15 protein-coding genes and 1 tRNA gene are annotated in these 14444 nt (G+C 41.0%); 9 read left to right on the top strand and 7 right to left on the bottom strand.

Features of this window, described 5'->3' with window-relative positions; all coding sequences use genetic code 11:
• Positions 1-129: 129 nt before the first annotated feature.
• The gene (locus FC26_RS08585; protein ID WP_057779665.1) at positions 130-663 is read right to left on the bottom strand and encodes a TetR/AcrR family transcriptional regulator; all 534 of its coding nucleotides are present in this window, start codon (positions 661-663) and stop codon (positions 130-132) included.
• 112 nt (positions 664-775) lie between these two features.
• Between FC26_RS08585 and FC26_RS08580 the strand changes: the two genes are divergently transcribed.
• Positions 776-1570: a hypothetical protein gene (locus tag FC26_RS08580; protein WP_057779663.1), complete on the top strand. Its 795-nt coding sequence runs from the start codon at positions 776-778 to the stop codon at positions 1568-1570.
• Positions 1571-1996: 426 nt separating this feature from the next.
• Here FC26_RS08580 and FC26_RS08575 read toward each other — a convergent pair whose 3' ends face one another.
• From FC26_RS08575 to FC26_RS08565, 3 genes are all read right to left on the bottom strand, one after another.
• Positions 1997-3025 carry an IS30 family transposase gene (locus tag FC26_RS08575; RefSeq protein ID WP_057779661.1) on the bottom strand — a complete coding sequence of 343 codons (1029 nt, stop codon included), beginning with the start codon at positions 3023-3025 and terminating at the stop codon, positions 1997-1999.
• A gap of 148 nt (positions 3026-3173) precedes the next feature.
• Positions 3174-3821 (bottom strand): histidine phosphatase family protein, encoded by a 648-nt coding sequence (locus FC26_RS08570; RefSeq protein WP_057779659.1) that lies wholly within the window; start codon positions 3819-3821, stop codon positions 3174-3176.
• A 75-nt stretch (positions 3822-3896) separates the two neighbouring features.
• Positions 3897-4802: a LysR family transcriptional regulator gene (locus FC26_RS08565; RefSeq protein WP_057779657.1), complete on the bottom strand. Its 906-nt coding sequence runs from the start codon at positions 4800-4802 to the stop codon at positions 3897-3899.
• Positions 4803-5018: 216 nt separating this feature from the next.
• On the opposite strand from FC26_RS08565, the gene FC26_RS08560 reads away from it, so the two are divergent.
• From FC26_RS08560 to FC26_RS08535, 6 genes are all read left to right on the top strand, one after another.
• A complete protein-coding gene (locus FC26_RS08560) occupies positions 5019-5792 on the top strand; it encodes a PTS mannose/fructose/sorbose/N-acetylgalactosamine transporter subunit IIC (RefSeq protein ID WP_057779655.1) in 774 nt (257 codons plus the stop codon).
• 14 nt (positions 5793-5806) lie between these two features.
• The gene (locus tag FC26_RS08555) at positions 5807-6706 is read left to right on the top strand and encodes a PTS system mannose/fructose/sorbose family transporter subunit IID (RefSeq protein ID WP_057779653.1); all 900 of its coding nucleotides are present in this window, start codon (positions 5807-5809) and stop codon (positions 6704-6706) included.
• A 27-nt stretch (positions 6707-6733) separates the two neighbouring features.
• On the top strand, positions 6734-7153 hold the full coding sequence (locus FC26_RS08550) for a PTS sugar transporter subunit IIA (RefSeq protein WP_057779650.1): 420 nt from the start codon (positions 6734-6736) through the stop codon (positions 7151-7153).
• A 37-nt stretch (positions 7154-7190) separates the two neighbouring features.
• On the top strand, positions 7191-7658 hold the full coding sequence (locus FC26_RS08545) for a PTS sugar transporter subunit IIB (protein WP_057779648.1): 468 nt from the start codon (positions 7191-7193) through the stop codon (positions 7656-7658).
• Positions 7659-7733: 75 nt separating this feature from the next.
• Positions 7734-8381: an STM3941 family protein gene (locus FC26_RS08540; RefSeq protein ID WP_057779646.1), complete on the top strand. Its 648-nt coding sequence runs from the start codon at positions 7734-7736 to the stop codon at positions 8379-8381.
• Positions 8382-8563: 182 nt separating this feature from the next.
• Positions 8564-9685 (top strand): NAD(P)-dependent alcohol dehydrogenase, encoded by a 1122-nt coding sequence (locus FC26_RS08535; RefSeq protein ID WP_057779643.1) that lies wholly within the window; start codon positions 8564-8566, stop codon positions 9683-9685.
• Between the two features lie 56 nt (positions 9686-9741).
• On the opposite strand, the gene FC26_RS08530 is transcribed toward FC26_RS08535, so the two are convergent.
• Positions 9742-10041 carry a hypothetical protein gene (locus FC26_RS08530; RefSeq protein WP_057779641.1) on the bottom strand — a complete coding sequence of 100 codons (300 nt, stop codon included), beginning with the start codon at positions 10039-10041 and terminating at the stop codon, positions 9742-9744.
• Positions 10042-10193: 152 nt separating this feature from the next.
• On the opposite strand from FC26_RS08530, the gene FC26_RS08525 reads away from it, so the two are divergent.
• Positions 10194-10277: transfer RNA gene (locus FC26_RS08525), tRNA-Leu, on the top strand.
• Positions 10278-10530: 253 nt separating this feature from the next.
• Here FC26_RS08525 and FC26_RS08520 read toward each other — a convergent pair.
• A complete protein-coding gene (locus FC26_RS08520) occupies positions 10531-10809 on the bottom strand; it encodes a heavy metal-binding domain-containing protein (RefSeq protein ID WP_057779640.1) in 279 nt (92 codons plus the stop codon).
• A 130-nt stretch (positions 10810-10939) separates the two neighbouring features.
• On the opposite strand from FC26_RS08520, the gene FC26_RS08515 reads away from it, so the two are divergent.
• Positions 10940-11254: a DsrE family protein gene (locus FC26_RS08515; protein WP_057779636.1), complete on the top strand. Its 315-nt coding sequence runs from the start codon at positions 10940-10942 to the stop codon at positions 11252-11254.
• Positions 11255-11303: 49 nt separating this feature from the next.
• Here FC26_RS08515 and FC26_RS08510 read toward each other — a convergent pair whose 3' ends face one another.
• A complete protein-coding gene (locus tag FC26_RS08510; protein WP_057779634.1) occupies positions 11304-14438 on the bottom strand; it encodes an MMPL family transporter in 3135 nt (1044 codons plus the stop codon).
• Between the last annotated feature and the right edge of the window lie 6 nt (positions 14439-14444).

The following is a 14444-nucleotide window of genomic DNA, read 5'->3' as shown; positions in this document are numbered from 1 at the left end:
TCAAAATTCGAGGTGATGGCTCAATTAATTTTGCCGGTCTGTTATTGGGTGCTTACGTTTGACGTTACACAAAACTTGGATTTCATGTATGTTGTCGTCACATAATCGTTACCGGGGATATCTAAACGGCTAGAGACAAGAACTCGTGGCGTTGAGAAGTGTTGTATTGGTGGCTACTACATCTTGGTAAGTCAAGGTATCCGGGTTACGAAACCAGTAGATATAACTGTTCACAACGGTATCAGCCGTTGAGTGTAGGATGAGTTGCTGGGGACCGGTAGGTGTACCAGCAACCAGCTGATCGCTGAACGTTTCAAATAACATGTTTTTGAGGTCGGTTACCAATTGTGGCTCTGGTGTTTGTAAGCAGAGGTAACGGAATGCTGCAAAATTGACCATTAGGATTTGGTCAAAAGTGGTAAGTAGTCGGTCAGCGTTCATGGTGCCACGCTCCAATGCCGCTTGAACAGCCATTGCTGTATCTTCTTGAAAGTCCTCGAACACATCAACCACGGTATCGTAGTGGGTGTAGAAGGTTTTGCGTGTTACGTGAGCTGTCCGACAAAGAGCAGAGACGCTGATATGTTCGATGCTGGTTGTTTCTAATAAGAGAAACAGGGTAGAACGAAGTGCGTGTTTTGTACGAATGACGCGTGAATTCATTTAATGACACCTTTTTTCGTTTAACTAAACAGTTTGAATGTGAAATGGCTATTTTTCTTATTACAAAGGGATATTCTGGTATACAGTCTAACAAATAAGGAGATGCTCAACAATGTGGTCATTAATTCATGGTTTATTTGGTACGTTTAATGGGACTGGATACACAGCGCATGAGTTCGTTGTGGCACTGAGCCCTAGCTCACCGCATTACGTCCAATCTTTATCGGTGGCAGCACTCACGTTCGCCATCGGTTTTATCGAGTATATTTATAGTTTTGCGTTGGTTCGCCGAGAGGGAAGAGCGCCATACAATCTTTTGATGCATTCGTTTTACTTTGCGATTGATTCCATGGGAATTTTTGTATTTGCACTCGCCGCCCACCAAAATGGCGGGTTTTGGTTGTTTATTGCCGCGTCGGTGGCCGAGGTAGTTTGGACACTGTTTGAAATTTATAATCTTGTGATGTGTATTTACGTTGAACGAGTTGAAATTTGGGGACCGACCGTTTCCGTATCCTCAGCGTGGATCCGTGTTGGTGGGTGGCTTGTAGTGATGATTATGGTGGTGAACTTATTCCGAGTCTTCATGAACGATCCGGTGATGCTGAAATGGTACATCTTTACCAATGTTTTGATGGGGATTATGCCTGGTCTGTATTGGGAAAAGCGGGAAACTCGTATTGGTGCAAGTTGGGGGCTCGCAATTGTAATTGCCATCGGGACGATCAACTCGTTTACACCGTTTAATATGTGGTCAAGTATTAGCCCATACTTCAATATGCACAATAATCCGTGGTTTTATGTTGTCGGCGTGGTATCGATCTTTTTCTCCTTACGGGCCTTCATTGTGTTATCAAGGTTACCGGCTAAACCGCGTCTGATCAACGGTAAGCGTACAATCTGGTAGTGCCCGTTATGGTGGGCTGACAAATTACTAGATTCATTGAACTAACTGGATTTACTGATCTAATAAAATAATTAGCACTAGATACAAATATCACTTCGATTCACACGGAATAGTGAATCGAAGTGATATTTGTTATTGCATACGATTGAATTTCGTCATTCATTTAATAGATATAAAAGTGGCGTCGGAGCTTGTTGGACGCCATTTTTGCTAAAGCGTTATTTTTTTGTGACAAGGATAATGCATATCGCCTAGATTCTCAAATATAGACCTCAGACTTGTCGACCAATCGTAAATTTTCTAAGATTTAACAAATGTCGAATCAAAATTGATCGTAATATTTTTTTCAATATAAAAACCGGAAAAAATTTCCCGAATTGTCAAACCAAGTGCAACACTTTGATCTATTCTAATAAATTGGTATAGCTAATCAGCTAGGTCAGGGACAATGTCCGCCGGACATTTATACCCCAAGCACTTTCTGGGACGGTGATTAAGTGTGTATTGAACTTCCTGAATATCAACTAGTGACGTGCCTTTGAATGATTTTCCCTTTGGAAAGAATTCGCGTAGAAGACCATTGGTGTTTTCATTAGTCCCACGTTCCCAGGGAGAGTATGGATGCGCGAAGTAGATATCAGTTCCGGAAACATCATTTAGCAAAGAGAACTCACTACCATTGTCAAAAGTCACCGTGTTAAAGTACTGTGATCCATAATCATCGATGACTGTTTGAAGAGCCTTTTGACAGGTTTGCGCACGGTAATTAGGCAACTTGACAATGATCTCAAGCCGACTGAAACGTTCTGTGAGCGTCATTAGTGCGGGTTCGGATTCAACACGTTTAGCTTTAACTAGATCACCTTCCCAATGGCCAAATTCAGAACGATTTTCAATAATTGATGGACGAAGTTCAATTGATTGACCCAAGACCTTCTTGTTCGTTCGGTTATGATGACGACCATGATGTTTGATCCTACGACGTAGTTTCATGGGTAAATCTTGATTACGTAACAATAGTCGATTGTCATCAATATATCGATACACCGTCGGTGTTGAAGGACAAATTTGGTCTGGATATTTCTGCTTAAACCAATGAACAAATGTGTCAACACTATAAACCCTAGGCTTTGCTTTAAGGGCTTTAGTGAGCAGACTGGTAAAGAAAGTACACCTCGAAAATAGACCGTGCCAAGTGCTGCAAGAGCGATGTTTACGATAGATAGCCTCTCCAGTTTCGGCAAAGTACGCAGAGTATGTACAGTGTCGCTGTGAGTCTATTTGAACAGCGGTACCACGCTGAATTTCTCTGGAAATGGTACTTGGACTTCGATGAATACACTGCGCAATTTGTCTAATCGACATTCCTTGTTTATGAAGTGCCTCAATTTTTCCTCGTTCATCAAATTGCAGTTGTTGGTAGTGAGTATACGTAGTATTCTTAGATTGGGTCATGAAGATTCCTTTCTTACTTTGTTTAGTCGCTTATAAGAATAGGTCTTCATGGCCTTTTTTGCTAGACCAATTGGTCTAGTTGACTAGTGTTGCACTTCAATTTTAAATCGGGGACCGGAAAAAATTTTCTCTTTCCGGTTTTAAAATACTAATCTTTTTGGTTGTAAGAAGTAAAACGTTCGCCATCTGCATCAACTGTTAAAGTAGAAATGCTACCATTTTCAGGATAATTATTAAGTGTTTCGATGCCCAGATGATCGGCAAACATGCGTAAAGATGTTCCGTGAGTCACAATGAGCACCTTGGCGCCGTTGGGGTAGGCCTGTTGCAATTGGTCGATACCAGCTTGCCATCTATTAATAACTTCGTCATATGTTTCGGCCATATGACTAGGATCTTCTTTTTTCATTAACTCTCGGGCGTATCGGAGACCGCCAGCCTCAATAATGGCTTCTTGCGTATGATAGCCGTAGGGGGTTCCAATTTCATTCCAAATTTGATCTGAATCTAAGCCTTCGTAATAACCGAACAAAACTTCTCGAAATTCAGGCATGGCCCCTACTTTTGAGGGATGTTGTTGTAACTGACTAACCACTAAATCGCGGGTAGCTTCTGCTCGACCAGTGTTTGAGGAATAAGCGCAATCGAATTTGATATCGGCTAGCCGCTTGCCAGCCTTGATTGCATCTTCTTTTCCATCCTCAGTGAGATCTGAATCAACCCAACCTTGCATTCGATTGAACAGGTTAAATAGTGTTTTGCCATGACGAACGAAGTAAATAGTTAGTTCTGACATAAAGTCCTCCTTGAAATTAAGTGCAACGCTGACTACCAACAAACAGTATAGCAAATTTTACAAATAAAATTGTAACTACGCCTCGTGATTTTGCTGTTGCTGATGATATTTATAAATAGCTGAACGCAATTGTAAAATTAAGCGGTCGATAGAAGCCTGCTTGAGATGGCGATCTTTTTTCTTTAAAGCATAGAGTTTAAGTGCCGGTGGTTCTTCTAATAGCTGTAACACGCGGTAGGGCTGCTCAAGATGTGCCATGATTTGAACGCATGACTCAGGAATGATGGTCCAAGCCTTTGGAAAACGTAAGTATCCGGGAACTTGGACGGCACCATCCGCTTGAAGAAGCGGCTTAATGCTATCATCCCAGCACATTAAATGCCAGTTAACATAATCCTCATTCCAGGGGACAAAGAGTTCATCGGATCGAGATAACATCGTTGTGGTTACGAAGTCTGGATAGTCACTGTCCGCTCCAGTAATCAGAAAAAGACGTTCCTCACCAATTTTGCGACTATCTACTTGGTAGCGGCTAATTTTATTGAAGGAGATTCCTAAATCTGCAGTACCATTTTCAATAGAGGTATAGATTTTCTCGGTATTACCAGTGTTAATGGTGTATCGAAGAAGCGGATTATCTTCCATAAAGTCCGGCAAGAGAAGCGATAAAAGTGACGTGTTAATATCGACAGAACTGATCACGGTTAAGTTGTCATAGTTAGCGAGTTCTTTCAAATTGGCAGTTTCTTGGACGAGTTCCATCCATTCGTTTGCAATGGGGACCAAACGACGGCCATATTTAGTCAGGGTAACGTTAGCTTGGCCCTTCACACGATTGATTAGTTTAACTCCCAATTGACTTTCTAGTCGACTGAGTCGGTTACTAACGGCCGCTTGGGTAATATATAACGAATCGGCTGCTTGTGAGATTTGTTTATATTTAACGATCTTTAGAAAAGTTTGTAATAATTCGGGATTCATAAATTCACCTCCCTACGAAACGTTGATTTACCGGCGTTTAAGAGCATGATAAGACGAACGTAGTATTTATAACAACATTTTATATTAAAAAAATATTATATTCAAGCTTGTAATGAAAGCGAATTCATATATAATGTGTTTAGACACAAAAATCAATTTGTCGTTGTTGTTTAGTTGCTATCATTTTATTCATTTATTTTAGGGAGGTACTATATAATGCATGTGACGTTAACAGTATGGCAAGCACTTTTGATTGCCATTTGGGTGGCGCTTGTTGAATCTCGTATTCTGGGGTTTGCGACTTTGACGATGCGCTTTAGTCCATTAATGACAGGGATGATGGTCGGACTTATCATGGGGGATCTTAGACAAGCCATGATTGTAACCGCTGCCATTCAATTAGTTTACATGGGATTCGTTGCACCAGGTGGGGCATTGCCAGCTGAACCAAGTATCGGAACAGCGATTGCCGTACCAGTTGCTATTTTAGGACATATGAGTCCACAAGGAGCCATTGCCATTGCGGTGCCGGTTGCCTTGCTCGGAAGTTACCTGTATCAATTCAGATTCTTCCTCAACACTTTCGCTTTGAAATCGATGGACAAATTTGCTGCCGAGGGTAATGCACGAGGCTTGAAGTTCTCAATTATGGTTATTCCAGCATGTATTTCGTTCTTACTGTTTATCCCATTGATCTTCATCGCCCTATACTTTGGTGCTCCGGTAATTTCATCAGTTGTGGCCAATATCGAACACGGAACGATTATTCATGTTCTTAACAGTGTCGGTGGTGGGTTAGCAGCCTTAGGGATCGCAATTATCATGCAAGTTATTGGTAAGAAGACGTTATTACCATTCTTCTTCTTGGCTTACTTCATGAGTGTGGCCTTTGCAAAACTGGACATCAACATGACTATCTATGCCGTATTTGGTGCCATCTTTGCCATCATCTACGTCATGTTGACATCACGTAACACGGAAAATAATTAAAGGAGGGACTATCGATGAGTGAAACTGCTGATATCCAAGCAACGGCTAATGAAGCCGTGCAAGATAATACGGAACACAGATTGCCACAACCAGACAAAATTACCAATAAGGATTTAATGAAGTCATGGTTCGGCTGGTGGTGGGCTAACGAAGTCCCACATACCTTTGACCGGATGCTGGCACCATCATTTTGTTTTGGTCTGATTCCAACATTACAAAAATTGTATAAGGACCATGATGAATTGGCAAAAGCCTTTCAACGGCATTTACTTTTCTTCAACACTCAAGCAACTTGGGGTGGTGGAACGTTAACTGGGGTGACGATTTCACTTGAAGAAGCGCGTGCTAAAGCGATGGCGAATGGTGAAGAGGCCATCTCTGAAGACATGATTAACAACACTAAGGTTGGTTTGATGGGACCTTTAGCCGGAATTGGTGATTCAATTGATTCTGGGACTGTTCAATATATCTTTATCGCGATCTTCTTACCATTTGCTCAAAAAGGGAACTTCTTAGGTGCCCTGTTACCATTCTTACTGTTCAGTATTGCAACCTTTACTTATGGTTATTACCTGACTAAGATGGGTTACACACTGGGTCGGAATGCAGCTAAGGAAATCATGACTGGTGGCCGGATGGCCGGAATTATTGATGGACTGGGAGTTATGGGTCTCTATATGATGGGGATTCTAGCTGGACAGTATATCAAGGTTCAAAGTTACATTAAGTTCTCAATCAACGGTAAGAAATTCAATATCCAAGAAATCTTGGATACAATCATGCCAGGTATGTTGCCATTGCTTGTTGTGCTAGGTCTCTACTTCTACTTCCAGAAGCAAGGCTTGAAGATTACTCGTGGGTTACTTTACTTGACTGGGATTCTGATTGTTTTGAGTATTTTCTACATCATTTAACTAAACAAATTATGAGGTGGCAAACCAATGAAAAGAGCATTTTTAGTAATTACACATGGTGACATGGGAATTGAAACTGTTAAGAGTTTGGAACTCCTAATGGGACCACAGGAAAACGTTACAGGACTAGGTCTACATCCTGGTGAGTCAGTTGATTCGTTACGCGAACAGACCTACAAGGTTTTAGAAGATAATGCAGCATCATATGATGAAACAATTATTATTGTTGATTTGCTTGGTGGCAGCCCTTCTAACGTGGCACTATCAACGCTTGCTAAGTATCGTGAATTGAAAATTGTGACGGGCTTAAGTTTGCCACTGTTAATTAATTTGCAAAACTTCTCAGAAGCAACTGATGATACTGACAAGTTGATTAACGATTCCATCGAAGTTGCAAAAGATGGTGTTAAATTGATTGATAAAAATTTCTTAAAGCACGATAATTAAACTAGAACTTAAAAAGACTTTTTTGGAGGCACAAACTATGGGGAAAATTAATATTGCACGTATTGACGATCGTTTAATTCATGGACAGGTCATGCAAAAGCTGACGAAGGGTCTCGGGACTAATGCGGTTTACGTCATTGATAATGCAACCGCTGCCGACGACTTTATGAAGGATATTTACGTCAGCACCAATTCTACGGGTGGCCTAAAGATCCGTGTGTACAGCGCTAAAGAAGCGGGTGAACAATGGCAAAAGGATCAATTTGGTAACGATAAGGTTGTCTTGGTCTTCAAGTATATTAAGGAAGCCAAAGAAGCCGTTGAAAATGGCCTTGAACTTGAATCGTTGATGGTGGCAGGGGTATCTAAAAAGCCCAATACAACGGCTGTGATTCCAACTGCATCTGTTAGTGAAGAAGAAGTTGGCATTTTACATGAATTAAAAGACAAGGGTATTGATGTTTATTTCCAAACCTTACCAGATACAAAGCGTGTTGAACTTTAATTCATTGATAAATCAGGTTTGCTGAGAGGGAGATTGCAATCTCCCTTTTAGCATTTAAAAAGGGAGCAACCAGTTATGGAAGATGTTTATGAAGTATATCCTGATAAGGTACGTGTTTATACCACAGGTCTAATTTTTACGGTGTTTGCGATCGCCTTTTTCGCTGTCCTGTTTGCTAAAACTTGGCTGATTTTAAAACTGTTTGCATTACTGTTTGCAGTACTATTTGGCTATCTTGTATTTCGAACAATGAGTAAAGCATTTCAACGGCACCCAGAGTATGTCATTGATCAGCAAGGGATTACAGACAATACGCGTGAGGATGTCATTACCCTTCCATGGTCGGATATTATGAAAATCGAAATGGTTCCCAATAATGCCGTTATGCAAATTGGTATCTTGGCTAAGGATGCTTTGGTGAAAGACAACCAAGGTGAAAACTTGAAGGAAAATATAAAAAATAACGGTAACGTTGCTTTTTATACCGTAATGATTGATGGATTTAATTATCGACAAAAGCAATTTACGGGTATTTTCAAGGAACTTGAGCGCCAAGGGATGGTATATAATCCACAAATTTTAATTAGTGAATATATTGATCCTGAGACTAAGCGTAAAATGGCTGATAAACGTGATGAAATTCGGCGGGCACAACGACGTCAAAGAAAAATGGATGCCCGTCAGCTCGCGGGTAAGCCAGTTCATCGATGGAAATTCTGGTAAATTCGAATCTTTTAAATAGAAGCTATGATTAATGCAATATTAGTCGTAGCTTTTATTTTTTTACGTAAAATTTTGTGGAAGTACATTGAAAATCAGCCCTTGCATGATCCAATAAATTTTAGTATAACTAAATTGTACCTATGTGAAAGCGTTTACTTTGATTTGATCAAGGAGTGGTGGATATGAAGATTAAAGCAGCAGTGATTGATAAAAAAGGTGACCAATTTGCGATTCGTGATGATATTGAATTAGCTGAAATGCAGCCAGATGATATTCAGGTGAAGATGGTTGCGAGTGGAATTTGCCATTCTGATGAGGCATTACGTAAAGGGGATGCCGTCATTGATTATCCAATCATTCTGGGTCATGAAGGGTCTGGGATTGTTGAGAAGGTTGGTTCCCACGTTCAAAATTTTGAACCAGGTGACCACGTGGTTTTATCATTTTATTCCTGTCGTAACTGCGAAAATTGTTTAAAGGGTAAGCCGACGCAATGCTTACATTATGGTGAGAACAATTTATCCGGGGTCCGTCCAGATAAAACTGCACATTTTACCGAAAATGGAGAAAAGGTGGCTGACATGTTTGATCAGTCATCATTTACGACAACAACCGTGGTTCGGGAAAGCAACGCGGTTAAAGTTCCAAAGGAATTAGATTTGCGTAAATTAGGGCCGTTAGGATGCGGTTATGTTACTGGAAGCGGTACGGTATTAAATACATTAAAACCACGTCCGGGACAAACGATTGCAGTATTTGGTACTGGCGCTGTTGGACTGGCCGCAATGATGGCTGGGAAGATTGCCGGTTGTACGAAAGTGATCGCAGTTGATATTGTGGATCATCGTCTAGCTCTTGCTAAAGAGCTGGGTGCGACGAATGCAATTAATAGTAAGGAAGAAGATCCTGTAGAAGCAATTAAGGCGCTGACTAATGGTCATGGTGTGGATTTTGCTGTCGATACTACGGGTGTCACGGGTGTGATGGAGGCTTCGATTAAGGCCTTGGCACAAGGGGGAGTCAGTGCTTGCATTGCCGTTACTCCAAATCACATTGATGTGGATACGTGGAATGATTTATGTGTGGATGATAAGTCTGTCATTGGTGTTAATATGGGAGATTCAATTCCACAAATTGACATTCCACGGTTGATTGAGTTTTATCAGGCCGGTATGTTTGATTTTGATAAAACTGAGAAATTTTACAAATTTGATCAAATTAATGAAGCCAATGCTGATTCCATCAGTGGTAAGACCATTAAGCCAATTCTGGTGATTGATGAAGCGTACCAACCTGGTGAATAACCGTTGACAACCTAAATAGCGACCTCCTCGGTATTGGGGAGGTCGCTATTTACTGCTTACTGAAAAATAAGGGGATTAATTCCAGAATAGTTTAAGTAATATAAGAATAGAACTAACGCATTAACGAGCATGGATAAAAAAATGATCGCATAACGAATCGAGAAGAAACGATAGAAGATCAGTTGATATCTGGTAAATCGAGGACCCTTGTACTGGAAGGTGAAAATAAGTAAAACTAGGGTGATTAAGGTTTGACCAATCAGTCCAATCAGCAAAATACTTGATGTTAAGTTGATCGCCTGAATATGGTAAAGACCGACGGCAATAAAGTCGACAATAATCGCAAGAAAAGGCATTTGATGTAAAACTCCTTAGTTGAATGATAAGGTTATTATACCAACATTATGATTAAACAAACTAGTTACGGCCAGTTAAATTATTTTTAAGGGTAATTCTAAAAAATGCCTTTTCAAACTAATCAAGATAGTGTAAAATAATATTGTTGCTTGCCCGAGTGGCGGAACTGGCAGACGCGCAGCGTTCAGGTCGCTGTATGGGTAACCATGTACAGGTTCGAATCCTGCCTCGGGCATCACAAGTAGCTATTTACCATTAACGAAAAAAGCAGTGAGATTTTTAATCTCGCTGCTTTTTTGCAATCTTTATTATTTTTTTATGCTTTCTTCAAACCAAAATCTGGGATTCCTGCTATACTCGTGTTGTTAACGAGTTATAGAAAATTGGCAACTAGGGACTGATACCACACGAAGCTACGCGCGATATCTGAAGTAGAACAATCTGCAATCTCTGAAACAGGTTCAATTCCTGTTAACTCGATTCCAGCGTTATTCGATAAATTTAATCATTGTTCCATAGCCAGTGACGACTAAAAATTTAGGAGCAACCTGCAGTTGAACGACCTGTGTATTAAACTTGACGTCCGTAATACCGTCGGCACCATTTTCGGCCGCCCGTTGCCGCATTTTTTCCTCGACGTCTGAAAATAGTTGATCCATTGACTCAAAAGCGTCGATTGTTTCAGATGCCAACATTAGGTGACTGGTGGCGTTGACAATTCCTTTGATGGCATGTGATTGGTTGATACTTCCAGTTGTTAAAAACATGATCGTGTTCCTCCGGCATAAGTTTATTTAATCATACCGAGCCCACTCGGAATTAACAAGTTCAAATTCTTGCAAATTCATGGTGTGGACGGGTACCATGACCCCATGTTGGAAGGGAGCACCAAATTTAATGAAAATTGTATTTCATATCGACGATCCAATTAAAGCACCACAACTTAAGGCTAACATTGAAAATGCATTGAATATTTTACCCGAAGTTCAGTTAACTGTTGTCGCCATCGGAGACGGTACCGAGATCTATTCGCAGGAACGATTTCAACAGTTCATGCAGACACATGCCATGGTAGAATTTGAAGCATGTCGTAATTCTCTTCGTACTCGGCAAATTAAAGAACAGTCAATTAAGCCAGCAACCGTGGTTCCTGCCGGAAGCTTACGGTTAGCTGAGCTGCAGCAAAATGGCTATTCATACATTAAATTATAACTAAAAACGGATGACCCTTATTACAGGATCATCCGTTTTTTACGATAGGTTACTTGTTTCGATGCTTTTGATCTTCTTTTTCTTCTGCATCTTGGAAGCCAGATTTAACTGGATAGGTTAATCGAATTGTACTTGGAATGATTACTGGAATGATAAATACCAGGATAACCAAGCCAATGATAACGGCCATTGCGACTTCAATTAACGTTGGAACGCCTGAAGGAATCAGTGCGGCAAAGGTACCGCTCAGGATGATCGCTGCAGAAATGACAACCGTTCCGATAATGCTTGCAGATTTAACCATGCGCTTAGATGGCATCATATTATCTCGCCCAAATTCGCGGTACTTCATCATCAGGAAGATACTGTAATCAACCCCAAGTGCGATTAACATGATGAACGAGAAGAATGGTGTATTCCAAGCCAACATATCCTTTCCCATGACCAGTTTGACGAGCCAATGAGTGATACTTAATGAAGTCATGTAGGCGAGCATTAAGGTGCCAATAATATAAAGTGGTTGAAGAAGGGAACGAGTGACAAAGATCAGCGCCAATGTAATCCCGATCAGCATGATGGCTGCCGTCCGGATAAAGTCTTGGCTAGCGATCGACTTTGTATCAGCAAGGGTTGATGATTGACCACCCATTGCAACAGTCGCATTCTTTAAATCGGTTCCCTTCAAGTTCTTACGGGCTAGGTTGGCAAGTGAACGAGCTTTATTCGTGGCAACCGAATCACTTGGATTAGTATTCAGTACAATGGTAATCTTGGCGGATTTCTTATCTTCAGAGAGGTAGGTCTTAACTGCCGGTTTATAGGATTTGCCGTGAAGAATACTCTTTGGTACGTAGTAGGTATCAGAAGCAGCTGAATTTGATAGTCCTTTCAGGTAACTGCCACCTTCACCAAGACCAGAGTTGACCTTATTAATCCCGGTCGTCATTTGTGGCGATTCTGAAGCCAGTTTGTTGATCCCGGTGTTGATTTGAGTCAAACCAGTCTGGCTGGATCCGAGTGCTGATTGCACTTGTGTTAAGCCATTTGTGAGTTGCTTCAAAGCGGTAGCAGCACCAGGAAGTGCAGTATTAGATGCAGTTGCGAGCTCACTGACTTGTGATTTCAAAGTGGTTAGTTGACTCAGCATTGACTGCAATGAGGAGGCTGAACCACTAACGCTTTGCATGGAGCTAGCCAAACTTTGGTCGGCACTACCGGCAGCTTTGATGTTATTAGCAACAGATGTCAATTTGTTTTCTAGTGTCTGGGACTGTTGTGTCATGGCGGCACTAATTACCTGTGAGAGGATGGCTTGTTGCTGTGCCGTTAAATTAGCACCGTTGCTGTTGGCGGTTGAAATAATTTGTGAAGCAGCACCAGACGTGTCCGTTGAACTTAATCCGCTCAAAGTGTTACCAGCCTGAGTCAGGTTATTACCAATTACTTTAGCCTGTGACCCAACGTTAGTGAGTTCTGAGGTCAGGGCACTTGTATCAACAGAAGTTCCCGAATTTTGAAGTGCGGTGTTTAGCTGTTGGATACCACTATTAATTTGTGGTAAGCCAGATTCCAGCTGTGCAATTTGGCTAGCGTTACTACCTGATAATTGACTATTGAGCTCACTTGTTAGTTGCGAGACGCCGTTTACTAACTGCTGGCTACCAGCAGACAGCTGGTTTAATCCAGTGGTCATTTGTGAACTACCAGTTGATAATTTACCAAGACCAGTCTGAGCCGATTTTAGACCGCTATTAACGGTACCTAGTTGATTGGTGACATAAAGCTTTTTAACCTTAGTACCACCAGGTTGCGTGACCGAAGCCACGGTTTTAACACTTGGATCTTGTTGAAGTTTACGAGTAATTTCATCGATCGCTTTGAGATCTTTTTCGTTATCTAACCGGTGGTTCGATTTGATATAGATGGTTGATGGTTCAGCGGTCCCTTTTGAAAAATGATCTTGAACAACGAGAAAACCTTGTTTAGAGGCAACCGAGTTACTAATTTCATCAGTATCATCATAATTTAGTTTACTGTTAAACATGAAGTAAAACGGCATTAGCAAGATTAAAACGATTGCTAATGAGATGATTGGATGAATGGTCGCGTTACTTGAAAGCCGGTGCCAGAGTTTGCTTTGACCTTCGCCATCGAAATTTTTAGATGGCCAGAACATCTTTTTGCCCATTGTGGCCATGAAAAATGGATTAAGTGTTAGGAGCACGATAAGTAAGACGGCTACCCCAACAGCGACTCCAATGGCAGATTGATAAATAGAGAATTTGGCTAAACCAAGGGCTGAAAAACCAATTAAGACGGAAGAACCTGAATACAAAATGGTTTTTCCAGCTTCTTTTCGGGCGCGTCGAGTTGCTTCCCAATTGGAGAGCCCCCGACTAAGCTCGTCCTTGAATTGATTATATAGGAGGATATTATAGTCGGTCCCGATCCCGAAGAGCACAATTACCATGAATACCTGAGTAAAGTTTGAGAACGGAAAATTAAACTTTTCCACGAGGTTGGTTACGATGCTTAAGGAGGTCAAGAATGATACCCCAACGGACAATAGAGAAACTAGGGGAACGATTGGTGACCGGAAAACTAATACTAAAACGATGAAAATAAAGATGATGGAAATAACTTCTGTTTTCTTGATTCCTTCTTGAATGGCGGCAGAAAAATCATCATTCAGAATATCCGAACCCGTGATGTAGGATTTAACCCCGTGAGCTTTAACTGCAGTAGTTAGTTCATGGTTGATTTTCTTAACTGTGCCGTGCTTTTTGCTGACCATGATTTGCACGAGTTGAGTTGTTTTATCTTTCGAAATCAATTGCGCTTTCGTGGCAGAATTGTCATTAGGGGCTGTAATACTCTTGATGCCATATTTTTGCTTATTATTTTTAAGCTTGTTGACGACATCTTGAACATTTTGCTTGTCCGAGGCACTCATTTTATGGTTACCGTTATTAAAAACGGCGACAACTTGGTATGTATTTCCCTGACCATAGCCCCATTTTTTCTGAATGCTATTTGCAATTTGACTTTGAGAATCCTTAGGTAATGTAATGGTTGCGTGTTCCCGGGTTAACGTGTTGATATTAGGCATCATAAACAATGCAATGACAACGATCGCAATCCACGCAATTAGTGAACCAACGTGATTTTTAACGAATTTTCCCATACTTTC

The organism is Paucilactobacillus vaccinostercus DSM 20634 (genome assembly GCF_001436295.1).
Classification (GTDB): domain Bacteria; phylum Bacillota; class Bacilli; order Lactobacillales; family Lactobacillaceae; genus Paucilactobacillus; species Paucilactobacillus vaccinostercus.
This window is presented reverse-complemented; position numbering and strand designations above follow the sequence as displayed.

Coding starts and splice junctions, on each gene's coding strand:
- FC26_RS08585 (WP_057779665.1), bottom strand. CDS start 663: ATGAATTCACGCGTCATTCGTACAAAACACGCACTTCGTTCTACCCTG.
- FC26_RS08555 (WP_057779653.1), top strand. CDS start 5,807: ATGAGTGAAACTGCTGATATCCAAGCAACGGCTAATGAAGCCGTGCAA.
- FC26_RS08565 (WP_057779657.1), bottom strand. CDS start 4,802: ATGAATCCCGAATTATTACAAACTTTTCTAAAGATCGTTAAATATAAA.
- FC26_RS08580 (WP_057779663.1), top strand. CDS start 776: ATGTGGTCATTAATTCATGGTTTATTTGGTACGTTTAATGGGACTGGA.
- FC26_RS08510 (WP_057779634.1), bottom strand. CDS start 14,438: ATGGGAAAATTCGTTAAAAATCACGTTGGTTCACTAATTGCGTGGATT.
- FC26_RS08575 (WP_057779661.1), bottom strand. CDS start 3,025: ATGACCCAATCTAAGAATACTACGTATACTCACTACCAACAACTGCAA.
- FC26_RS08540 (WP_057779646.1), top strand. CDS start 7,734: ATGGAAGATGTTTATGAAGTATATCCTGATAAGGTACGTGTTTATACC.
- FC26_RS08520 (WP_057779640.1), bottom strand. CDS start 10,809: ATGTTTTTAACAACTGGAAGTATCAACCAATCACATGCCATCAAAGGA.
- FC26_RS08545 (WP_057779648.1), top strand. CDS start 7,191: ATGGGGAAAATTAATATTGCACGTATTGACGATCGTTTAATTCATGGA.
- FC26_RS08530 (WP_057779641.1), bottom strand. CDS start 10,041: ATGCCTTTTCTTGCGATTATTGTCGACTTTATTGCCGTCGGTCTTTAC.
- FC26_RS08515 (WP_057779636.1), top strand. CDS start 10,940: ATGAAAATTGTATTTCATATCGACGATCCAATTAAAGCACCACAACTT.
- FC26_RS08535 (WP_057779643.1), top strand. CDS start 8,564: ATGAAGATTAAAGCAGCAGTGATTGATAAAAAAGGTGACCAATTTGCG.
- FC26_RS08560 (WP_057779655.1), top strand. CDS start 5,019: ATGCATGTGACGTTAACAGTATGGCAAGCACTTTTGATTGCCATTTGG.
- FC26_RS08550 (WP_057779650.1), top strand. CDS start 6,734: ATGAAAAGAGCATTTTTAGTAATTACACATGGTGACATGGGAATTGAA.
- FC26_RS08570 (WP_057779659.1), bottom strand. CDS start 3,821: ATGTCAGAACTAACTATTTACTTCGTTCGTCATGGCAAAACACTATTT.